The 23,440-nt window shown below is 43.8% G+C and carries 20 protein-coding genes; 15 read left to right on the top strand and 5 right to left on the bottom strand.

The window, feature by feature from the left end; translation table 11 throughout:
• Positions 1-406: 406 nt before the first annotated feature.
• The 5 genes from WJM94_RS09465 to tnpC all read left to right on the top strand — a co-directional run bounded on the left by WJM94_RS09465 (position 407) and on the right by tnpC (position 4,716).
• Positions 407-1,738: an ATP-binding protein gene (locus WJM94_RS09465; RefSeq protein ID WP_444494006.1), complete on the top strand. Its 1,332-nt coding sequence runs from the start codon at positions 407-409 to the stop codon at positions 1,736-1,738.
• Positions 1,739-1,852: 114 nt separating this feature from the next.
• The gene (locus WJM94_RS09460; RefSeq protein ID WP_444494005.1) at positions 1,853-2,314 is read left to right on the top strand and encodes a helix-turn-helix transcriptional regulator; all 462 of its coding nucleotides are present in this window, start codon (positions 1,853-1,855) and stop codon (positions 2,312-2,314) included.
• A 151-nt stretch (positions 2,315-2,465) separates the two neighbouring features.
• On the top strand, positions 2,466-2,777 hold the full coding sequence (gene tnpA, locus WJM94_RS09455; RefSeq protein WP_444494004.1) for an IS66 family insertion sequence element accessory protein TnpA: 312 nt from the start codon (positions 2,466-2,468) through the stop codon (positions 2,775-2,777).
• Positions 2,774-3,127, top strand: coding sequence for an IS66 family insertion sequence element accessory protein TnpB (gene tnpB / locus WJM94_RS09450; RefSeq protein WP_444494003.1), 354 nt, complete (start codon positions 2,774-2,776; stop codon positions 3,125-3,127). Before tnpA ends, tnpB begins: the two co-directional genes overlap by 4 nt.
• 59 nt (positions 3,128-3,186) lie before the next feature.
• Positions 3,187-4,716: an IS66 family transposase gene (gene tnpC, locus WJM94_RS09445; protein ID WP_444494002.1), complete on the top strand. Its 1,530-nt coding sequence runs from the start codon at positions 3,187-3,189 to the stop codon at positions 4,714-4,716.
• Positions 4,717-4,939: 223 nt separating this feature from the next.
• Here the strand turns inward: tnpC and WJM94_RS09440 are convergent, their stop codons facing one another.
• Positions 4,940-5,140: a hypothetical protein gene (locus WJM94_RS09440; RefSeq protein WP_444494001.1), complete on the bottom strand. Its 201-nt coding sequence runs from the start codon at positions 5,138-5,140 to the stop codon at positions 4,940-4,942.
• 189 nt (positions 5,141-5,329) lie between these two features.
• Between WJM94_RS09440 and WJM94_RS09435 the strand changes: the two genes are divergently transcribed.
• Both WJM94_RS09435 and WJM94_RS09430 read left to right on the top strand, forming a co-directional pair.
• Entirely contained in the window at positions 5,330-6,097 is a 768-nt protein-coding gene (locus tag WJM94_RS09435; RefSeq protein WP_444494000.1) for a prolyl oligopeptidase family serine peptidase, read from the top strand.
• 198 nt (positions 6,098-6,295) lie between these two features.
• The gene (locus WJM94_RS09430) at positions 6,296-6,490 is read left to right on the top strand and encodes a hypothetical protein (RefSeq protein ID WP_444493999.1); all 195 of its coding nucleotides are present in this window, start codon (positions 6,296-6,298) and stop codon (positions 6,488-6,490) included.
• A 175-nt stretch (positions 6,491-6,665) separates the two neighbouring features.
• Here the strand turns inward: WJM94_RS09430 and WJM94_RS09425 are convergent, their stop codons facing one another.
• From WJM94_RS09425 to WJM94_RS09415, 3 genes are all read right to left on the bottom strand, one after another.
• Complete coding sequence (locus WJM94_RS09425) at positions 6,666-8,183, bottom strand: alpha/beta hydrolase fold domain-containing protein (RefSeq protein WP_444493998.1); 1,518 nt, start codon at positions 8,181-8,183, stop codon at positions 6,666-6,668.
• A gap of 821 nt (positions 8,184-9,004) precedes the next feature.
• On the bottom strand, positions 9,005-9,658 hold the full coding sequence (locus WJM94_RS09420; protein WP_444493997.1) for a response regulator: 654 nt from the start codon (positions 9,656-9,658) through the stop codon (positions 9,005-9,007).
• The gene (locus tag WJM94_RS09415) at positions 9,648-10,328 is read right to left on the bottom strand and encodes a sensor histidine kinase (RefSeq protein ID WP_444493996.1); all 681 of its coding nucleotides are present in this window, start codon (positions 10,326-10,328) and stop codon (positions 9,648-9,650) included. Before WJM94_RS09415 ends, WJM94_RS09420 begins: the two co-directional genes overlap by 11 nt.
• Before the next feature lie 663 nt (positions 10,329-10,991).
• On the opposite strand from WJM94_RS09415, the gene WJM94_RS09410 reads away from it, so the two are divergent.
• The 3 genes from WJM94_RS09410 (at position 10,992) to WJM94_RS09400 (ending at position 16,070) form a co-directional block, all read left to right on the top strand.
• The gene (locus WJM94_RS09410) at positions 10,992-11,612 is read left to right on the top strand and encodes a hypothetical protein (RefSeq protein WP_444493995.1); all 621 of its coding nucleotides are present in this window, start codon (positions 10,992-10,994) and stop codon (positions 11,610-11,612) included.
• Positions 11,585-14,065 carry a hypothetical protein gene (locus WJM94_RS09405; protein WP_444493994.1) on the top strand — a complete coding sequence of 827 codons (2,481 nt, stop codon included), beginning with the start codon at positions 11,585-11,587 and terminating at the stop codon, positions 14,063-14,065. The genes WJM94_RS09410 and WJM94_RS09405 overlap by 28 nt, the downstream gene beginning before the upstream one ends.
• Before the next feature lie 178 nt (positions 14,066-14,243).
• Positions 14,244-16,070, top strand: a complete 1,827-nt coding sequence (locus WJM94_RS09400) for a S8 family serine peptidase (RefSeq protein ID WP_444493993.1) — start codon at positions 14,244-14,246, stop codon at positions 16,068-16,070.
• A gap of 244 nt (positions 16,071-16,314) precedes the next feature.
• Here WJM94_RS09400 and WJM94_RS09395 read toward each other — a convergent pair whose 3' ends face one another.
• Positions 16,315-17,139, bottom strand: a complete 825-nt coding sequence (locus tag WJM94_RS09395; protein WP_444493992.1) for a helix-turn-helix domain-containing protein — start codon at positions 17,137-17,139, stop codon at positions 16,315-16,317.
• Positions 17,140-17,465: 326 nt separating this feature from the next.
• Here WJM94_RS09395 and WJM94_RS09390 point away from each other — a divergent pair, with 326 nt between their 5' ends.
• The 5 genes from WJM94_RS09390 (at position 17,466) to rhaD (ending at position 23,433) form a co-directional block, all read left to right on the top strand.
• Positions 17,466-19,187 carry a purine-cytosine permease family protein gene (locus WJM94_RS09390; RefSeq protein WP_444493991.1) on the top strand — a complete coding sequence of 574 codons (1,722 nt, stop codon included), beginning with the start codon at positions 17,466-17,468 and terminating at the stop codon, positions 19,185-19,187.
• A 12-nt stretch (positions 19,188-19,199) separates the two neighbouring features.
• Positions 19,200-19,523, top strand: a complete 324-nt coding sequence (gene rhaM, locus WJM94_RS09385) for an L-rhamnose mutarotase (protein WP_444493990.1) — start codon at positions 19,200-19,202, stop codon at positions 19,521-19,523.
• Between the two features lie 316 nt (positions 19,524-19,839).
• Positions 19,840-21,285, top strand: coding sequence for a rhamnulokinase (gene rhaB / locus WJM94_RS09380; RefSeq protein WP_444493989.1), 1,446 nt, complete (start codon positions 19,840-19,842; stop codon positions 21,283-21,285).
• 11 nt (positions 21,286-21,296) lie between these two features.
• Positions 21,297-22,556: an L-rhamnose isomerase gene (locus WJM94_RS09375; protein WP_444493988.1), complete on the top strand. Its 1,260-nt coding sequence runs from the start codon at positions 21,297-21,299 to the stop codon at positions 22,554-22,556.
• A gap of 76 nt (positions 22,557-22,632) precedes the next feature.
• On the top strand, positions 22,633-23,433 hold the full coding sequence (rhaD, locus tag WJM94_RS09370) for a rhamnulose-1-phosphate aldolase (protein WP_444493987.1): 801 nt from the start codon (positions 22,633-22,635) through the stop codon (positions 23,431-23,433).
• Positions 23,434-23,440: the final 7 nt, after the last annotated feature.

Genomic DNA, 23,440 nt, shown 5'->3' with positions numbered 1-23,440 from the left:
AATTTGAATAATGTCCATCACTCGTTACTGCGGCGCATGCCGCTTACATAGCACAGCTTTATGCTGTGCAGGTTCAAGTGAAGATTGTTTTTAATACTTACCTTCGAGATCAACTTGATAGTCACCAATGATCTCTTCCAGCTCTTTTTTATGGACTTCAGTTACTTCAACTAGCTTGTCAGGCTTGTTAGAGATATCGTAATCAAGCAAGTCAAGAAACCTGTAACCCTCCCCTCACGGCCCCAACACTATCATTCGCATAAAATCACCTAAAAACACTTTTACGCGCACAAAAGTGTTGTAAACATCTTTTTTTTGCGCTAAAAAATGTTATAACTTGCATTTTATTGCGCATTTTTATGTAATAAACAGTCAACCAGATAAGCACTTTAACTGAGGTGGCTAGATGAAACGAACACTACTTGAAAACCTACTCACCTGGAAAGACAAGCCGACAAGGAAGCCCTTGCTGATTGACGGTGCTAGACAAACTGGTAAAACATTCCTATTACAGGAACTATTAGGAAGTACATTCGAAAATGTCATAAGAATCGATTTCCTAGAAAGCCCTGAGTTAATTGAAGCTTTTTCAGGCTCTCTAAACCCCGATGACATCATCACCAACATTGAACTCTTAACAGGAGAAATCTTCGAACCATCGACAGATCTTCTCATTTTAGATGAAATTGGTGAATGTCCAAGAGCGGTCACCTCTCTTAAGTACTTTGCAGAAAAGGCTCCCAAAGCTTATGTTGCTGCCAGTGGTTCAAATATCGGATTGCTCACGTCCTTTCCCGTTGGAAAAGTTGAGCAGCACAATTTAAGGCCACTGACTTTCAGGGAATTCTTGTGGGCATCTGGAGAAAAAGCACTGCAAAAAGCGTTTGACCAAAAGCTGAATTCTTCAGCGGCTCATACAAAATTAATCGAACTACTGACCGACTATTATTTTGTTGGCGGCATGCCTGAAGCCGTAAACTCATGGTTCGAAAACTCAGAACTCAGTATTATTGAACGCATTGAAGCCGTATCTGAAGTCCATAGGAACTTAATTGAGGGCTACATGCGTGATTTCGGAAAGTACTCTGGAAAAGTTGATGCACAGCTAATCGAATCTGTATTTCGAAGCATTCCCGCTCAACTATCTTCGGTATTCGACGACTCCGTTAAACGATTTAAATTCAAGGGAGTTCACGAACGCAAGTCTCGCTATGCTGAATATGAAAGTGCGATCACATGGCTTCACAAGTGTCGGCTTGCTTTAAAAAACCATCCTATTGAAGGACAGCCTCGTTCTCCTTTAGCTGCTTATCAGAAGGAAAATACGGTTAAACTATTTCTCTTTGATGTAGGGCTATTGAACCATATGCTCGGCACTGGTTACCGTGAAATCAAACAGCAAGGCTATGAATACAAGGGATATGTTGCCGAAAACTATGTTCAACAGGAAATCGCTGCGCTAGGTATTGAACCAAGCTTCTCTTGGGGAGACGCAAGAGCAGAGATAGAGTTCATTATCGCTGATGACCTAGGTCGAATTGTGCCTGTAGAAGTAAAGAGTGGTAAGCGAACCCGTGCGAAATCATTGCAATCCTACATCGAGAAGTGCAAGCCCCACAAGACAATCAAACTTACAGGTACTCAAGGCTCTCCAGCAACAGAGAAAGAGCACATCGTGATGCCGCTTTACTACACAGAATACTTACTTGATCACCTCAGAGATCTAGATAATAGCTAAGTGAGTAAGAAAATACTCATTAACATCTAAAAATCAATGATATGAGTAATATTTTGCTCATATTATTAATAACTAATTCATAAGCTTTAGAGGATCTGATGAAGCGAGGCAGCTGTGAATAAAAGTGCTCCAGAAAAAAGAGAGTCTGTAGAAGAGGTCATAGCTCGTTTAAGGGCCAATCGAGATGCACCTCACGAGATATCAGAAAAACATGTCGTTAATACATCGCCCAAAACTTCAATAAATCAGAGAGTCTCAAAAATCGCCCCCTCCGCTCGTCCATCAGAACGCAAAACCGAGGCAAACAAAACCATCAAGCAACTCTTGCTTGGTAAACTTACGCAAGGTCAAGCGTTGAAATATTTACGTATTAATATACTGGGACTCAAACAGGATGTGTTCGCAAAACTCGTCGGTGTTTCAAGAAAAACACTCTCAGATATAGAGAATGATCGGGGCAGCTACAATACAGAGATTCTCAACAAGGTATTCAAACCATTTGGCTTAAAGGTCGGACTACTCCCTTCTTCTCCCGATGCGTTAAAATCGCTATTAATGGATGGTGAGGATGGGTAAAATGCTCAGTATCAGCCCTATTTATTTAGATTGAATTGCTATAACAAGCTAGTATTTTTAAATGATTTAGGGTAAGCGCGTCATAAACCCCGCATTCTAATCACCTAGCACGAATAATAAGATCAATTCTCCATCCATAAGGAGAATTGAAATGGCAAAACGACGCACCAACCAAGAATGGCAAACGCTTATCGAGCAGTCTGAATCGAGTTCGTTGTCAACACTCGCCTTTTGTAAGCTCAAGGAGATAAATCCTTCGACGTTTTATGCTAAACGTCAGCAACTCAACCAAACTCAGGTCCCTCAAGGTTTCGTTAGAGCTGAAGTCATCGAAAAGACAACGAAGTATCAAGCTCAAATAACAACGGCTAACATGACACTGCTCGTCAATGATGTTGAACTGAGCATTCCGCAAGGCACGCCAGCGGCCTATCTCGCAGAGCTTATCGGTGCGCTATCATGAAACGTATGCTCAGCGCCCCAGAGATTTATCTGTATCGTGAGAGTGTCGATTTTAGAAAGTCGATCAATGGTCTTGCTGCGGTTATCGAAAGTGACACCGACTTACCTTTAGGAAGTGGCGCACTGTTCCTGTTCACCAATAAACAGCGCGACAAAATCAAGGTATTGTACTGGGATAAAACAGGCTTTGCTCTTTGGTACAAGCGCCTTGAAAAAGCCAAGTACAAATGGCCATCAAAAGAGAAAAATGAGGTGTTTACCCTGACTCAATTCGAGCTTGATAGACTGCTTTCTGGCTTCACGATTATCGGCCACAAACCCGTTCGAATAAACGATTTTACAATGACTTAAGCGATAATAAAGCCTTATCCACCAAGCGTTAACGGCATGGTTTTAGTATAATAAATGCCATGAAAAAGACGCCAAATATCAACCCAGAAAGCCAAGATGTTGCCGAGCTACAAGCGATGGTGAAATCGCTGATGGCGTCAGAAAGCCAATGGAAACAAGAGCGCCAGTCGCTACTTGAACAGCTCAAGCTTGCCTTCGACCGCCAGTTCGCTAAACGTTCGGAGGCGTTAAAGCCTTACGATGAATCTCAAGGTGACCTCTTCAACGAAGTGGAATGTGAGGCCGCTAAGGAAGAAGAGGTTGAGGTCACGACGACTACCACAACGAAGAAGCGTGGTAAACGCAAGCCTCTTCCAAAGACCTTGCCTCGTGAGGTAATCGAACTCGATTTAGACGACCATGAAAAGCAGTGCTCATGCTGCAATCATACCCTTCATAAAATCGGTGAAGACCGCAGCGAGAAACTGGAGTTCTCACCAGCCGTGCTCAAAGTGCTGGAATATGTTCGTCCTAAGTATGCTTGCCGCCAGTGCGAAAAGACCGAAGACAACAGCCACATCGTTCAAAAGCCAGCGCCGCAGTGCATCATCCCTAAAAGCTTCGCGACAGAAAGCCTGCTGGCCAATATTATCCTTGGCAAATACCAATACGCGATGCCACTTTACCGCCAAGAGTCGTTGTTTACCCAATCGGGTATCGAACTATCACGAACCACCATGGCAAGGTGGATTATCCAAGTCAGTGAGAAGTTCGATCCACTTTACGCAGCCTTGAAAGCGCACCTGCTAGAGCAAGTAGTGGTTCAGGCGGATGAAACGCCGCTCAATGTCCTCAAGGAAGATAAACAATGTTACATGTGGCTCTACTGCTCGGGTGCAGACTCGCCAGATGCCGCACTCCCCAATGTGAAAAATATCGCCTTGTACGACTATCAAAACAGTCGCGCGAGGGCATGCCCTGTTGCCTTCTTAGGGGATTACAGTGGTTATCTGCAAACTGATGGCTATGGTGCCTATGATGGTCTTCACCAGGTAACCAATGTTGGCTGCATGGCGCATGCACGGCGTAAATTCATGGATGCCAAGAAGCTTCAAGGTAAAGGTAGGTCAGGCAAAGCAGATAAGGCGCTGGCCAAAATCCAGAAGCTCTATGGGATAGAATCCCGCTTAAAAGGGGCGTCTGCCGAGACACGAAAAGCAGAACGTCAACAGCATGCTAAGCCAATACTGGGTGAGTTGTACGAGTGGATGACGACTCAACAAGTGATAGAGTCTAGCCCACTGGGTAAAGCGATAAAATACACGCTCGGCCAATGGCCGAAGCTCATCCGCTATATCGATGACGGTCACTTATCGATAGACAATAATCGTGCTGAACGCGCAATTAAGCCGCTAGTGATTGGCAGAAAAAATTGGTTATTCTCCAATACACCCAATGGTGCTGATGCGAGCGCGATGCTTTACAGCATCATCGAGACTGCGAAAGCTAACGGTCTAATTCTCTATGACTACATGGTCAAGTGTATGAAAGAGTTGGCGAAAGCTGAACCCGATATCGATGCGCTCTTACCTTGGAACTTCAAACATTAGTAATATCGCCCCGTGGGTTCATGGGGCGGATACGATTTAGGAATAAATGGACGCGGGTTCAGTTCCTTTTTAAGCAGGAAATTGATGTAACATTTGATGCAACACCAAATTGGTAACATCGATATAAGCTACTGAATTTATGAAAATTGAGAAACCATTTCAACTCCCGCCAGCTCCACCAAACGTTTGGAAAAGGCCACCTTCGGGTGGCCTTTTTTGTATCTTAAATAACCTGTCCAGTGCTATTTGCTTGCTCATGCTTACGGAACCAGTGAACAGTTGCAGCAAGCTCCGAATCTTGCGAAGATTCAAAGCCTCCTCCCAATCGAGATACCTTTTCAAAGCTCTCGATCTCTAAGAACTCCAGCGCTTCTTTAATTGCGTCAGGTACAAGCTGAAGCTCTTTTTTCTTATGTATCAACACCAGCCAACCCCAACCCGCTTTATCTGTAAAAGAAAACGATATTCGGTAACTTATGGCATGTTGACATTTGGAATGCAGATACAATATTCCCTAAAAACATTACGGACATTTGTGAAAGCTATCAAGGACTTTGGCGCAATTACACCATTATGATACCGGTTACATTATAACTACACAATCGAGGTCTAAATGTTGAAATCTTTTCTGTCAGTAGCTATCACCATACTAAGCGTGAGTCCGGCTTTTGCAGCCTGGCAAGCTGAACAGTATGACGATGGCCAGTTCACCCTTCCTTACCAATTATATTCGCCGCAGCAAAATGGCCAGTTACCGCTGATCATTCATCTGCATGGTAGCGGTGAAGCCGGTACCGATAATCAGGCGCAAATGTATCAGGGCACCAACTGGGGGCCACAATATTTTGCCAGCGAGGAGAATCAGGCCATTCAAGCGGCTTACGTACTGGCACCACAAACCCCGGGCCCGATGCGCTGGGCCAGCACCACTCTCGATCCTTACAACTATAAAAAGACACTCTCGACACCATCGATGACCGCACTGCTGCATCTGGTCGATGAAATGATCATCGAAAATCCAGATATTGACCCGTCCCGAATTTATATCACCGGACTGTCTCGCGGTGGGCAAGGAGTATGGAACGCCATGATGCAGCGCCCAGAGCTGTTCGCAGCTGCATTACCCATTGCCGGCAGCGCAGATCCTAAGCAGGCCAAGACCATCAATCAGATTCCGACCTGGGTGTTTCATGGCAGTGCCGATGAGGTCACCAGTGTCGATTATTCACGCCAAATGGTCGATGCCATTATCCGCTCGGGAGGCTCAACCTCGACTCTCCGCTATACCGAGATTGAAGGTGGAGGCCACGCTTCGTCTTGGGTGACGGCTTACGGTAATACAGATGTCTACCGCTGGCTGATGAAACATCACAAACAGTAGTATCATCACTATCACTGCCATCGATCATAACAGCGAGCTAAACAAAGCCCGCTGTTATTGTTTCAGTCCTGTCATAAAAGCCTGTCATATCTATACTCATAAGTAGTTCAAACATCGGTACGGCCATATTGCCAAAACCGAGATCCGGTTGCTGGTTAACAACAATAATCAACAGCAATGCGAACTTGAGGAGCACCTATGTACAAAGTTAAGGACGAGGGATATACACCACTGTTGTTAGCTGGCCTGTTTGTTGTCTTAATGCTTTACGAATTACTGGCGAGAGACGGCAGCGGATGGCTCTGGATTCCTACCCTGTTACTCGCGGGGGTTACCGCCTCTCTGGCTTACGTCGTGCATTGGCATCGCCAGCAACGTGGAGGTGACAAATGAGCCTTCTGATTCTGCTGGTTGGGGCAATAGGATTAGTGATTGGGCTGATCACCCTATACGCTGAAATGATTTTAGTGTGGTTGGATTCGGTGATTTAGCTCAACTTGAAACGTTTGAAAAGGGCAATAGCTCATAGAGTTATCACCCTTTTGCTTTTTTGCTTCATTAATAAAAGTTACGGTTGCGTGTCGGTAGAAGTAACGACTGCATCAAAAAAGTCGATCATCTGATCCAGAGCCGGCTTACCTACAGTATTAAATGTTTCCAGGACACTTTCTTCCGGTTTCCAGTCAAAATACGCATGCCCTACTCCAGGGTATTCTACAAATTGAACTTGCTGACCAGCAGCCTGAAGTGCAGCCGCATATTGCCTTACTCCTTCAGGGCCTACCGTCGTATCATCAGTACCCACTTGTAGATAATGAGGCGGTAATACCCACTCGCTAGCCAAAGGTATATTGCTCATTGGTTCAACAGCTGGATCCATCTCCCCTAGCCCATCAGTGCTAATAAATGCACCGTAACTTGGAGCCACAGCGATAAGGGAAGACTGAATAGAACTTCGAACATCATCAACAGACATACTAGATGGAATATAACTAGGCATAAAATGGGATGTACCGATTTCTCCTGTATACCCTTCGTCACCAATATAACGAGTTAATAACGCCGCTGAAGCACTAAGGTGACCGCCAGCGCTGTCCCCTGTAATAATAATGCGTTGTGGATCGCCACCGTAAACCACTGCATTCTCCTGTACATGAGCAATTGCACCATATACATCATCGATCATATCCGCTTTGGTAGGTGCCGGACTATCCAAGTCGACCAATAGACGATAATCGATACTCGCGACGATATATCGCCCGGTTTGCGCGATATATCTTGCCTGGCCACGCATAATGTCTTCCGAATTCAAGCTCCATCCACCGCCATGCACAATAATGACAATTGGTAAATCAATCGCACCTGGTGGCGCATAAATATCATATTTTAGAGGCTTACTACCTGGTGTTGCATAAACCACATTCAGTGTTTCTTGCAAATCTCCCCAAGTATCTTCGGCAATAAAACCCGCACCAATGACGTATTTATCCAGTTCGCCACCAAAGATTTTAAAGTGAGCATCATTTGCATCAGTTTGAATGGTATGTGGTGAACTAAATGATTCATCCACGTAATCACTCCAGCCAGGCTCATAAACCCACAACATTTTGTAAGTAGAATCCAACACATAACCATCGTCAGGCACCGCAGTAATAGTAAATTCAGTGCCAAAAGGAACCGTTGTCCCCGAAGTAATTTGAGGCTCTACCGTGTATTGACCATTCTCACTGTCAGCTAATTCAATGATAACGCCTCGCTCAAACGTGGCCTCTACCGTTTTATCCTCATCCATAACCAGAGTAATACTCGCGTCCAAGCTCGTACTATCGCCACTCCAACCAGTAAACACATAACCACTTTCTGCGGTAGCGGTTAAAGTGACTTCGGTTCCGATACTATATTCAGAACTCTGTGGAGTAATACTAACCTGTCCATATTCTGATGTCGGAACCGTCAGTTCATAAGTATCGGAGTCATCACATGCAGCCAGGCTTACAACAGACAGCCCAATTACCATAAACCGACTCAATAAAGATGGAATGCCACTATACCGCTTCAGTTTCGAATTGAAAAACTTCTCTTTCATTTTAAATCCTTTAATATTTATCCATATCAATAAATAGAAGAATGAACATTGAAATTAATTAATAAAACGTTCTCCATGATATCTAACCATAAGGCGAATCAATAATATGATGTCTATATTTGGATTTATTTCCCCCAAGGTGCAATTTTTTGCATCTCGGTGAAATTTTAAAATTTGTGATAAAGAGTAGAGTTATTCCAATAAGTATTAATGGAATCACCTTCAATTAATACCAAATAATTAATAACAAACCAATCAATTAGGGCATGGGCATTAATCGAAGATCCATTATTTAGCAAAACGCATCTTGACTTTAGTTATTGGAACTTAATTCACCTTAAGAGAAATGTACTCTTTGAAGATTCTAAAAACGATCAGGAACCAAATTTCAGCTAAATCAGTTACCTTAGATATCAAGCTTATCCGAAAAAGGTGAGTTTGCTGATTAAGATAACAAGAGTAAAGACTATAAAATAGCATTTAAAATCATGGCTTTATGGGCATTTACTGGGCTTTTAGCTTCTTTATTTTTATGGCACGGCAATACTGATTAGTATCCATTAGAAAGGGAGATAACTCTCTGAGTTATCTCCCTTTTGGTTTTTTAATTATAGTTTTGTGCCAACTGAACTAAAAGAGGTACTGAAGGCCTCATGATCCGATAACTGGCTATGTCGATATCAGTTGCCTCTTTTCGTTGTTGTCTGTTTCAAAATCAAAGTGAAATCAACTTTTCCCTCACCCCTAAAGTGCTGATGCCATTTCCAACCCTGTAAACATGAAGCCTGTTTCTAACATGGTAGCTTACAAGAAAAAAGCACTTAAGTCGTTGTAACTAACAACTTATTCTCTATAGCAAACCTAACAAGATTAGGGATATCAGAGATATTTAACTTCTTCATAATATTTGATCTATGAGTTTCAACCGTTTTGATACTGATGCAAGTATCATCTGCTATTTTGTTTGTTGAGTAACCCTCGACGATTAACTGAAGAATCTGCCTTTGTCTGCTGGTTAATAAGTCCAGAGGTACCGCATCTTCTCTTTTGTTCAACAAATCTTTGAGCATAGACTTATCGAGCTTCTGGCTAATGTAACTTCCACCACTCATAACAGAAGCGATCGCCAGTTCCAGTTCTTCCACAGCTGAGTCTTTAAGCAAATACCCTTGTGCACCATTTCTTAAGCACCTTGCAACGTATTCAATATTTTTATGCATAGAGAGCATCAAAATATTAACAGGTATCTTATGCTTTCTGATAATACTCACTATCTCTATTCCATTGATTCCTTTAATTGAAATATCCAGAATAAGTAAATCTGGTTTTAATTTTTTCAGGTTAGGTATCAAATTTAAACCAGAGTCACTCTCCCCAACAACTTCAATACTCGGCAGTTTTTTTAATATACTGCAGATCCCTGCTCTGACTATATCATGATCGTCAACAATAAATATTTTGCTTTTATATATCATATTTCAATTCAACCAAAATTCTGGTACCGGTATTAATCTCTGATTTAATATAGAGTTTGCCGTTATGACGCATCGCTCTCTCCTCTATACCTAGCAAGCCTAGATGTAGGTGAGTATTAACTTTGCGTTTTATTTTATTTATTTCAAACCCTATACCATCATCAGAGATTTCAACTGTGATTGTATCTTTATTAAAATCTAGATGAACTAAGATAGAACTCGCATTCGCATGGCGGATGACGTTATTTACGGCTTCCTGAATTATTCTGAATAGGTCCGTTTTTAATTGTTGACTCACATCTGGAAATTTTTCTTTAAATGTAAATTTTATTTCATTGTTTAATGTCGAAGACATTTTTTCCAAAAGACGTTTTATTGCGTTAATAAAACACACCTCACTGATAATCCCAGGTCTCAGCTCAGCCGATTTATGTCGCACTTTCTCTATAACATCCTCAATCAATGAAATAGAATCATCGACTCTACAGCTATTATTGCAATGTTCTTTTTTATGCAGCTGTAAGTTGATTTGTATTGCAGTTAGTACCTGTCCAAGATCATCATGCAACTCTCTGGATATACTTGCTCTCTCTTCTTCCTTGCTAATTTGTAATTTTTCATTGAGAAACCGTATCCATTTATACGGATCTTCTAGTTTTGCACAATCCATGTGGCTCTTACCCCGATTTATAGAACCATTTAATAGCAATTTACCGAACACCCCATTAAACTAGTGTGCTAGTACACTTGCAAATTTTAAGTACATTAAAACAGTGATGTATTAGTCCTTTAATACATTTGTTAACATCTGAATAACATTATTGTTTTTTTATATCAACTTAAATAAATATAAGAGACTAGAGCAGAAGTTCAGCTAAATGTATGGATGGACGTTTGATTTTTGATTTACTATTTTAAAATACGATGTAAGTTTAGTAATTTAGACTAATAAACAATGGGGGTGTAGATATTTATAGCATTTTAATTTTAGGTGGCGACGTTATTTTCTGGAAGCAAGGTCAACCAAAAAATGACTGAGTGATTGAGTAAGAACTCTATAGCTCAAAAAATAATGAAAAATAACAACAAAACTCACCATAAACGTTATCCCTTTCAAAAACAAGCATATAACGGCTAAAGACGTATATGTAGCCCGAAATACCCCCAATTCCTTTTCTTTATCAGTGAATTGAAAATAATTTCCTGACGAAAAGTCAGCTTTAAAAATCAGGGATTCCCTGATATCGCAATGTAAAGCCATTAGTTATTTTTATTCGATGGTAGAGGATCTACCTGAATAAATTGCTGAAAAATATAAAGTCAAGGATAACTAATGAAACTCAGATCAAAGATGGCTGCGCTGCTGTCAGCGTTTATGCTGCTTGCGCCCGTCGCACAAGCCGCCAAACTCCAACCACAAAACCTCAAACAACTCATCGCTGATTCTGAAAGTATTATTTCGGGTCAGGTTCAAAGCGTCACTGATGGCATTTCTGAACAAGGCTTTCCTTACACAGAAGTCACTATCAAAGTTGGCGACGCAGCGATGGGGAACCATGCTGAAGGTTCTGAATACACGTTTCGCCAGTTTGGCCTGCTAAAACCTCGCACTCTACCGAATGGCAACCAGATGCTAGCTATTGCTCCTGAAGGTTTCCCGCACTGGAATCAAGATGAAGTTGTTGTTGTGTTTATGCACAAAGCAGCGTCACTGACAGGCCTACGCACAACTGCTGGCATGGCGAATGGTAAATTCGTTATCCGAGGTGGCAAAGTGGTCAACGAGTTTGATAACCAAGGTATCTTCGAAAACCTAGAGTTTGCCGAAGGCGCTCTTGCTCCAGCCGAGCAACAAATGGTGAATACCGAAGGCGCTTACAACGCAACAGCTTTCATGAGCCTGTTGGGTAAAGCGGTGTCAGAGCAATGGATCAGCAATGGGAAGATGAAATAATGAAACACAGCACACTAACAATTGCGATTGCAACTCTACTCGCTGCTAATGCCGTGCAAGCTGGTGGTCCGCTATACACGACTGAAGATGGTAATCCAACGCCTTTCCTATGGGATACTTCCAAAGGCTCTATTCCTGTTTACGTCGATGGCGGTGACGCATTTACTTATGACTATGATGGCTCAGTGTTCTTATCGACTGAGCGTGCTCAGGAAATCACGCAGTTCGCTTTCGACCAATGGAATAATGTTGAAACTTCGACATTTAGAGCAGACGTTGCGGGCACAATTGAAGAACAAACAGGCGTCGCTGACGTAAACGGTTCAAACGCGCTTCAATTTTATACCCAACAGAATGGCTACGGTTTTTGGGTACTGTACGATACTGACGGTAGCATTCTGGAAAACGTTTTTGGTGTACCTAAGACAGCGGTATTGGGCATTGCCTTCCCTGAGATTGCAGACGGCGACAACATAATTATCGAAGCGACAGCGGTAATCAATGGCTGGAACGTGTATGTAAATGATACCGAAGGTAATCAAATTGCAGGCGTGTTTACTCATGAACTGGGGCATGCGATCAACCTTTCTCACTCTCAAACCAACGGTCACATTGGCTACAGCAGTAATCCATCGTCACCAAAATTTCCTGGCGTAAAAGGGTGTGATGTAGAAGCGGTTCACGCACATGACACTGGTAGCTGGTATTTAGGCGAGGTTAACCGCGCAGACCCAGAAATCATCGAAACTATGTACCCGTTCATTGGTCACCATGGTGCAGGTGCGGTAGCACAAAGCACAGTTAACGTAACAGATGACCGCGTTGCTATTTCTAACCTTTACCCGACGCAAGAGTATCTGAGCCAGTATGGTTCAATTGAAGGTACGCTTCGCCTAAAAGATGGCACGACAGAATACAGTGGCGTAAATATTATCGCGCGTAATATCGATAACCCTCTCTTTGATGCGGTATCAGCTCAATCCGGGAACTTGACACAAGGTAAAGTTGGCCCTGATGGCTACTTTAAAATCAACGGTCTTACTCCTGGTCAAAGCTACGTACTGTACACTGAAGAAATTAACAATGGAGGCTACCCAACGGCAACTTCCGAGATACTTTCTGTCGCTGAGTACTGGAATGACAACGAAAGCAGCAACCCAGTTTCAGATGATCCTTGTGACGTAACACCTATCGTTGCGGAAGCAGGTCAAACCAAAAAGGCTGACTTAGTGTTTAATGGCTACGAAGATGGTGTGGACTTCAAACAAGTGATCTTCGCACACCTGAGTGATCTGGCCAAAAATGGTAAGTCTTCGATAGGCATGGCAGGTAGCAGGCCTTTCGTTTGGGATGAAAGTAAGGGTATTAAGCTTCTTCCGGATTATCTCCGTACTGGCTCAGCCAAAATGAGTGCAAATGGTAATAAACTTCTCGTTAACTCGGATCATGACAGAAATGGCGTAAACGCACCTGTAATCTGGACGGACGCAAATGGCGTGATGCCGCTTGGTGACCTTACAGGTAATGCTTGCGGTGGCAGTAGTGAACAAGGTAAATCTGCTGCAACTGGATGGGATATTGATGCATCAGGAAACACAGTTGTTGGCTTAGCCTACAAAGATGCAGATGGAAATGGCACGTGTACAACTTACTTTACGGGCGATACCGTTCCATTCATCTGGACGCCTAAAGAAGGTATGCGCGAACTCGATACCAGCAGTGTTGATTGGTCAAAAACCGCATGGACTCGTGCACATTCTGTTTCAGGTAACGGCGAAGTTGTACTAGGTGCACTTGGTGGTTACAAAGCAGTTGCATGGGTCAACGAAGGCAAGATGATTAACCTTTATGACGCTGTTGGTGCAACTGGCGCATACACATCTTCCCACGATGGTAAGCAAGTCGCGTTACAAACCAGAAATGGTAACGTTCTATTGTGGGATCACACTAAAGAAGGCGAGGCTGCATTTACCGATATTGGCGGCCTGGAATGGTGTAACGATGTACCACTAGTCATGCTAGGAAGTAACTTCTGTGAAACACGAGGGGTTGACTGGGTTCATGCTGCGATTGGTAAGTACACTGGGTTAATGCCTGCTGATATGAGCGACAATGGCGAGGTGATCATAGGCCGTGCCGGTGACATCCGCACTGGATTCTTGGGTGCAATCTATATTAAAGGCTTAGGCTGGATGAAATTAGATGATTTCTACAAGAAACAAGGTGTATTAGAAGCTCAAAACGCCTACATGGATAACCCAATGTCACTTTCTGGCGCAGGCTCGAAAATGACAGGCGGTGTTACAGGTTACTCTGTTGCTTTCCACGTAGACATGTCTCACGTGTACGTTTGTGAAAACGGTGCCTCTGTGAAAACTGGCTTCCCTAACGGGTTAATTAATAAAGTGAAATCTGGCGCTGAATTTGGTCGCTGCGAACACTTAGATAATTAAATTCCACAGAAATGCAAATAGGTGGCTAACGATGTTTAGCCACCAACTTCAAGCTAAACCACTTTAATTAACACCTAATTATTCTTCCGGAACAGAATAATTAAGAAAAGAAACACACCACTCCGCTCTAATAGAATATTTAGCGGATTACTGGACGTTACTATCTTTAGGGATGATTATGAAAATATTAAATAAGTCACTCATTGCAATTGGTATTTGCTTGTCTTTTAGCGCGCACGCAGCAGATGACCGTTACATCATTCAGGTTGACAGCGCAAACAAAGGCGTTGTTAAGAACCTGGCAAAAAAACTTGGTGCAGATATCAATGTTGAGGGTGAGGAGTTTTTTGCAGCGACCTTCACAGGTAAAGATTTAGATACAGTAAAAGGTCTTTTAAACAACCCACATATCCAACTTATCGAAGAAGATGCGAAGCGAAAACTACTGAGCTACAGCGATGACATTGGTGACGCGCGTGAAACTCAGCTGACACCATACGCTGTTTATCAATCACAAGCTGACCAACTTACTTATCAGCCAAATAGTTCTGTTAAGGTTTGTGTTATTGACTCGGGCTTAGACCGCTCTAATAACGACTTCGAATGGGATAAAATTTCGGGTAGCGACGACTCTGGAACTGGTAGTTGGGATGAGAACGGCGGTCCACACGGCACGCACGTAGCGGGTACTATTGGTGCGGCCGACAACGGCTTTGGTGTTATCGGCATGGCACCGGGCGTACCAATGCACATCGTAAAAGTATTTAACGCCGATGGTTGGGGATACTCTTCTGACCTCGCGTACGCAGCAGAAAAATGTTCAGACGCTGGCGCTAACATCATCAACATGAGCTTAGGTGGTGGCGCTCCGACTACTGCAGAAGAAAATGCGTTTAAAGCCTTTACTAACGAAGGTGGCTTGGTTCTCGCTGCGGCAGGCAATGATGGCAATAACGTCCGTTCTTACCCAGCAGGTTACCAATCGGTAATGATGATCGGTGCAAACGACAACAATGATCAAATCGCTGAGTTTTCTCAGTTCCCTGAATGTACCATCGTGTATAACAGTAAGAGAGGCAAAAACAATCAGGAGATCATTGATTCAACTTGTGTTGAGGTGACCGCTGGCGGTGTAAACACACTTTCAACTTATCCTGCAGACATGGCAGCAACATCTGTGTTGGCAGCAGGTGAGCAGATTGTCGCGTCCTCTGGTTTTACCTATTCAGGCAAAGGTGATGTATCTGGTGAAGTACATTACATGGGGCTGGGTAAAGAAGTTGATACCAATGCCGCTGGTAAGATCTGTTTGATGGATCGTGGCGAAATTACCTTTGATGAAAAAGTTCTCAACTGTGAAACTTCAGGCGGTATCGGCGCGGTAGTAGTGAACAATGTTGATGGCATGCTGAATGGCACATTGGGTGAAGCAACCACAACCTCAATTCCTGCAGTCGGTACTGACTTAAAAGATCGCGCACTGCTTCATGCATCAACAACCATTAGCGTAGAAATTAGCAGCTCTGATTATGGCTTTATGAGTGGCACATCGATGGCAACTCCTGGCGTAGCAGGTATGGCAGCGTTACTTTGGTCAAATCACCCAACCTGTACTGGTTCTCAAATCCGTGATGCCCTAAAACAAACTGCATTTGATGCGGGTGCTTCAGGCCGAGATAACTACTTCGGTTATGGTATCGTTAAAGTTGCCGATGCGCATAACTACTTACTGGAAAATGGCTGTGATGCCCAATCGGCTTCTTACATTGAACTGGCTACGTCGACTTACACAGCGAGACAAGGCAACAAAGTGAGCCTGGAGTGGTCAAATGCATCAACACGCAAAGTAGACGTTTACCGTAACGGCGTGATTGTGTCTACGACCGGTAATGACGGTGAATTCACAGATACACTAGCAAGCGATGCTTACGGTATGTACACATACCAAGTATGTGACCAGTCGAGCGGCAACTGTTCAAATCCGTCGAGTGTGTCATTTAACTAAATAGTATCCAGAGCGCCCGTTTGTGGCGCTCAATTCAGTTTTTATACGACAGCTACCACGCTCTCAAAAACAACTCCAATTGTTGCATCCATATGAAGACAAAGGCCACTCTGCGGTGGCCTTTGTCTTCATTCTGTTTAATAAAACTATGCTCGACTCAACTAACAATGCTTTCAAAAGGGGTTGTGTTTATTTACGTACATTCCTACGAAATTACACATAAAATCAAAAGGTAATATAAAAGCTAATTGCCAGAATGTCTCATTCGCGCCTCTCTTGGCGTCTGGTTAAATACTTGCTTAAACTTGGTAGAAAAGTAATTACTGTCCTGATAACCAACACCAAAAGCAATATCCGTAATAGATTGATCAGTATAAAGAATCTCAGAGAATGCTTTACTGGTACGCGTATAATGCAAATACTGGTTAAAGTTCATCCCCGTTAATTTTTTAATACTATTCGTCAACTGACGCGAGGATAGCTTCACGACCTCAGCGACTTCTTCAATCTCATTCACGCCTGCATAATTTTTTTGAATATGTGATAAGGCGTAAATCACTTTATCGTTGTTATTAAGCATGTCGACGTCTTGTATTTTCCCACGCCATAACTCAACGATAATTTGCTGGAAAATAAATTGCGCAATAATTCTCGATTCTTCACTGTCGATATGTGACTCAATATGCAAACGTTCAACTAACTGACTAACACGTTGTGCAGTACTTTCATTAATAAACCAGCCAGTATCCTGATCTGAAACGCTTGGCATAAAGCGTTTCAGCTCTGAACATACTTGAAGTTTATTCTTTTCAAACAGAATATTACTCAAATATAAATCATCAACAGAATCAAATAAATGACGGTCTTCTTTTTTCACAAAGCAGACGTAATTTTTGCTCAGATTCATAGGCACATCATTCATTACATGTGTACCACATCCTTCCGAAACAATAATAATTTCTTCAAATGAGTGTGCGTGCTCAGGATAAGGTTCCTGAGGAGCTCTCAGTTCAGTGGTGACCGGACTGTACGAGTTCATAAAGAACTCTCTCGATTTTAGATAGATCATTTTGTACCTCTACTTTCACGTGCCTAAATTTAGAGGCTTTAACTGCGCTTTTCTTAGCCGGGTATCTCAATTTTGCGCACTCTTTTATTGATATTTTCAAAAGTGTGAAGACAAAGTTGCTCACCTTAAAAAACTCACCAAAATACCTATCCAGTGATGTTAATTCTCCAAGGTTAAAATTTATCAGGTTTGTAAGCTAAGCCTAATCCCCCAGTACGCCAGCATCGAGAATGCCCGCGTTTCAGAGGGAAAATTACTATAAAAAGTTCCATTAATGAACATAAAGACATAAGAAACAAAAGCTTACAAATAGCAAGGAGACACTCATGTCTACAACTATTACCTCTACAGAAACGCAAGAAACAGAAGTTACCCTCAATGAATATGAACAAGAACGAGTGCCCAAACATAAACTGCTTGGTTGGCGGCACTTTCTTGGCTCTTATTCCGGCGAACACGTAGCCGGAACCGAGTTTGTTATCGGTGCCGCTTTTGTCGCATGGGGAGCCAGTACATTTGATATCCTGATGGGCCTGCTGGTGGGTAACCTGATGGCGGTACTTACCTGGGCATTAATCACCGCTCCTATCGCAACCCAATCTCGATTAACTGTCTACGAATATCTGCGCAGAGTCGCTGGCCCTGGCTTCAACAAAGTCTATAACGTGGTTAACGCCGTGCTGTTCTGTGCGCTGGGCGGTTCGATGATTACGGTTTCAGCCTCTGCAGTACGAATTTTATTTGATATTCCGGCGCAAACTCACTGGTATCCAGATAGTGCAGCGTTTGTCGCGGTTGCACTTGTAGTGGGTGCTATCGTGGTTGCAATTGCGGTACTGGGATTTCAAAAATGTGCTCAGTTCGCAACCGTCTGTTCACCTTGGTTACTGATTATCTTTGTGACTGGCGGTATGGTAGCCCTTCCTGCACTGAGCAACATTGGCAACGGTGACACCTTTACTGGATTTGGCCAGTTCCTATCTCTCGCGGATCAATACATCTGGACAGGGAAGACACCAGATGGTTCACCTTCAATGACATTCTGGCAAATCGCAGCGTTCGCTTGGGTATGTAACCTGGCAATGCACGGTTCTCTTGGTGATATGGCTCTATTGCGTTTTGCAAAGAGCGCAAAATACGGTTACTTCTCAGCATTTGGTATGTTCTTCGGCCACTACATCGCCTGGATTTGTGCTGGTGTAATGGGTGCAGGTGCAATGCTGCTGATGCAAACCAGCATGTCTAACCTAGACGCAGGCGGTATCGCTTACGCTGTGCTTGGTTCAACGGGTATTATTGCTGTAATTATCGCAGGCTGGACAACCTCAAACCCAACTATCTATCGTGCTGGCTTGGCGATTCAAAGTATCTTCCCGAATAAATCACGTGCATACATCACGACGATCGTTGGTGTTGTTACTGCGGTTATCGCTTGTTTCCCATTCGTATTCACCCGTCTGCTAGACTTTGTTGGCTACATGGGTCTGCTACTTGCACCGGTTGGCGCAATCATCGTCTCTGAGCACTGGGTATTTAAGAAAATTGGCCTGACACCTCTATGGTCTAAGTACCAAGGTAACGATCTAAACAAAGCAGCACTTATCACTTGGGCAATTGGCGTCGTATTCGCTGTTACCTGTGAACAACTCGGCGTCTTACACCTGTTCTTCCTATTCGTACCGACTTACCTGCTATCTATGGCGATCTACATCCTGATGGCAAAATCAATGGGCGCTGCAGATGACTACACTCAGCAAGAAGCGGAGTACCATGAAGAGCTTAAACAACGTGAAGCGTATCATTCAGAACTAGCCAAACGCGAAGAAGCACAGCAAACAGAAGCTAAACCAACCAGCATGCTGGAGAAGGTATCTGGCGCGATTGCTCTGGCGTCTTTGGCGGCCATCGTTCTTTCTGCGCTAAAAGTATGGGGGGCAGGAGCCGACTACCAAGTTGCTTTCGAGGCCTTTAAAACTTTCGCGATTTATCCAACCGTGATTTACTTTATCACTGCGACAATCTGGATCACGCTGCGTGATAAGGCATAGGAGAATCAACTCGTGAACAATCTCATTCGAAAAGCCTTTGTCATGCAGTTAAATGAAGGCTGCAAGGCAGAATATAAAAAGCGACATGACGAGATCTGGCCAGAATTGGTGGATGTACTGAAAAGTCACGGTGGTCATAATTACTCTATCTTTCTCCATGAAACGACCAATCAGCTGTTTGGTTATGTCGAAATCGAGAGTGAGGAGCGCTGGCAGCAAGTTGCCAATACTGAAGCATGTCAGAAATGGTGGTCCTTTATGCAGGACATTATGGCAACGAATCCAGACAACTCTCCTCAATCGCTTGAGTTAGATTCGGTGTTTTATCTGGCCTGATAGACAGACACACTCACTTCCAAGCCCCGCGCCTCCGCGGGGCTTCTTTTTTACCCGTCAAACATGACACACCCAAACCTAATTTTTCAGCAATAAAACCCCGTAAAGAGCAGAAAAACCACACCATTTTCACGTGTACTCGACACTACTCCAGCCTAGGTTTTATCTGGCTTCGACGCACTACTTTTCAAAAGTTTGAAATACCGCATGAGCTTCTTGAGAAAAACGCACCAAATATGTTTTTCCAGGGGGATTTTTGAAGTTATTCAAGCGAAAAAAACGGTGTAATACCTCTAAAGAACAAGAGGTGGTATTCATGATGAAGGCTGTGATTGCAATAGACCTTGGGGCGTCAAGTGGACGTGTCATGGTTGGTTATCTGAACAACGGAAAAATCGATCTCGAAGAGTTTCACCGTTTTCAAAACCAGCAAGTGATGCATGGTAATGAGTCCTGTTGGGATCTCTACTCCATTCTGGAAGAGATTAAAGTAGGCATCAATAAAGTACTCGCAACTGGTGTTGAAATTACTTCTCTGGGCATTGATACCTGGGGTGTGGATTTTGTGTTGCTGGATAAGTTTGGCCGTCACCTTGGTGAATTTGTCAGCTACCGTGATGCACGAACTGAAGGCACGTTGGAGAAACTTCTTCAGGACAGCCAGCTAACGCGCGAGCAAATCTATCAGCAGACTGGTATTCAGTTTTTACCTTTCAATACGCTTTACCAGTTAAAAGCGATTGCTGATCAGAAACCAGAATGGTTCTCAGATATCGATACGCTGTTGTTTATTCCAGATTACCTGAACTACAAACTCAGTGGCGTTAAGCATTGTGAATACACCAATGCTTCCACCAGCCAGCTGCTTGATTGCAAAGATAAAACCTGGAACAAGCCGCTACTTGACGCTTGCGGTGCAAAAATGGATTGGTTCCTACCTCCTAAAATGCCTAATCGCATTATCGGTCAATATCATGTAGGTGACGTACAAATCCCTGTGTGTTCTGTAGCAAGTCACGACACTGCTTCAGCGGTGGCAGCAACGCCAATCGCACATGACACAATGGCTTACCTGAGCTCAGGTACTTGGTCACTGGTGGGTATTGAAAGCTTCGAACCGTACACGGGTGAGCTCGCTTATCAATACAACCTGACCAATGAAGGCGGTGTAGATGGCCGTTATCGTGTACTGAAAAACATCATGGGGTTATGGCTAATCCAGCGCATTAAAGCAGAGAACCCATCACTGACGTTCCCTGACATTGCCAGTCTGGCACGCCAAGCTGAGCCATTTAAGTACATCGTGAATCCAAATGACAACGATTTCTTAAACCCAGCGTCCATGACACAAGCGATTAAAAACTGGTTTAAGAAACGTGATCTTGAAGCACCAGAAACCCTATCCGAAGTCATCCGCTGTATCTATGACAGCCTAGTACTGGCGTACGACAAGGTACTGACTGAGCTATCGGAAGTCACAGGCAAACCAATTACTGAATTACGCATCGTCGGTGGTGGCACACAAGACCAGTTCCTTAACCAACTTTGTGCGGATGTCTGTCAAATCAAGGTTTCGACCGAACCGACAGAAGCCTCCGCACTGGGCAACGTGATTAACCAATTTATCGCGTCCGACATTATTACCTCGCTGGAAGAAGGCCGCCAAATTATCGATGCCTCTTCTGATGTGAAGAACTTTACTGCAAACAATATTGAGGGATTGGAACAAATCAAATCCCAATTCCAACAAATCACTAAATAAGGTACCTGACCATGAGCAAAGAGCAGATCATTTCAGCTTACGAGCAAGCAAAAGCGGTTTTCGAAAAGTACGGTGTGGATACAGACAAAGCGCTGGCGCTACTGAACCAAACGCCAATCTCTATGCACTGCTGGCAAGGCGACGATGTACGTGGTTTTGAATCTCCAGACACTGCGCTGAGTGGCGGTATCCAGGCAACAGGCAACTACCCTGGCGCGGCAAAAACTCCAGCACAACTGCGTGCCGATATGGAAAAAGCCTTCTCGCTGATTCCAGGTAAAAAACGTGTCAACCTGCACGCTATCTACCTCGATGCCGATGAGTACGTAGAGCGTGACCAAATTAAACCTGAACACTTCGCACGTTGGGTTGAGTGGGCAAAAGAGAAAGATCTGGGCTTAGACTTTAACCCTACTCTGTTCTCTCACCCGAAAGCAGATGACGGTCTGACTCTATCTCACCCTGATGAAGAGATCCGCCAGTTCTGGATCGATCACGTGAAAGCAAGCCGTAAGATTTCTGAATACTTCGGCCGTGAGCTTGGTTCTGCATCATTCATGAACATCTGGATCCCAGACGGCATGAAAGATCAGCCAGTTGACCGCTTGTCTCCACGTGCTCGCCTGGCGGATTCTCTGGATAAAGCACTGGCAGAGAAAATCGACACGGCGTTCCATAAAGACGCGGTAGAAAGCAAACTGTTCGGCATCGGCGCAGAAGCATTTACTGTCGGTAGTAACGAGTTCTACCTGGCGTATGCGGCAACTCGCGGTACAGCACTATGTCTAGATGCTGGCCACTACCACCCAACAGAAGTCATCAGCGACAAAATCAGTGCATGTTCACTGTACGTAAACGATCTGCAACTGCACGTAACTCGTCCGGTTCGCTGGGACTCTGACCACGTGGTTTCTTTCGACGACGAAACTCAGGCAATCATGCGTGAAATCGTACGTAACAACCTGCTAGATCGCGTTGCTATCGGTTTGGACTTCTTTGATGCATCAATTAACCGCATCGCAGCTTGGGTTATCGGTACTCGTAACGCTCAGAAAGCGCTACTGAAAGCCCTACTAGAACCAGTAGAGCAACTAAAAGCAGCAGAAGCGTCGTTCGACTACACCACACGTCTGGGTCTGATTGAAGAGGCACATTCTCTGCCTTGGGCAGCGGTTTGGAACTACCACTGTCACCAACACGAAGTCCCAGTCGGTTTTGATTGGATCAACGACGTGAAAGACTACGAAGCAACCATCCTAGAAACACGTTAATTCAAATTGCTCAACAACAAACAAGTCAGATTTTATATCTGGCTTGTTTGGTTAACACAAATATAAGGTTACCAGTATGATTCAGTTAAACGACGCAGTAATGCGCGAAATCGAAAAAGTTAGTGAAGTTTCTCAATACCTTTGGCAACGTGAATGGGCAGAGCGTAATGGCGGCAACATCTCTGTTGATGTCACTGACCTGTTCGACGAAATTCCACAAGTCGACGTGCAAGAAAAAGCGCTGCCACTGCAGTTACCAATCGAAAGTGCTAACCGCATCTACTACGTAAAAGGCACTGGTCAACGTATTCGTGAACTGCGTGATCCTGATTACGCGGGATGCGTACTTAAAATCAACGGCGCTGCAAACGGCTACCAAATCCTTTGGGGTGGTAAGGCAAGTGCGGATTTTGCGCCGACGTCAGAGTTCATCAGCCACATCAAAATCCTGGTAGATAAACATAAAACGGGTTCTGACCACAAATCGGTGGTTCACACTCACCCACTTGAACTGATTGCATTATCTCACCACCCAGATATCTCAAAAAGCAGCGAACTGTTCACGCACACATGCTGGAAAATGTTGCCTGAAGTACGCGCATTTGTCCCACGTGGTATCGGCATGATCCCATACTGCCTGCCTTCTTCAGAAGAAATGGCCGACGGAACAACAGCAGCACTACAGGAACATGACGTCGCTATCTGGGAAAAACACGGTGCGACGGCTTCTGGCGCAGATGTACTACAAGCATTTGATTACATTGATGTAGCAAACAAAGGCGCCAAGCTGTACCTGATGTGTACATCTGCTGGTTACGAGCCTGAAGGTGTAACCAAAGAGAACATGGAAATCTTGAAACGAGAATTTAATCTATAAGGTGTGA

The organism is Vibrio sp. YIC-376 (genome assembly GCF_052353105.1).
GTDB lineage: Bacteria > Pseudomonadota > Gammaproteobacteria > Enterobacterales > Vibrionaceae > Vibrio.
This window is presented reverse-complemented; position numbering and strand designations above follow the sequence as displayed.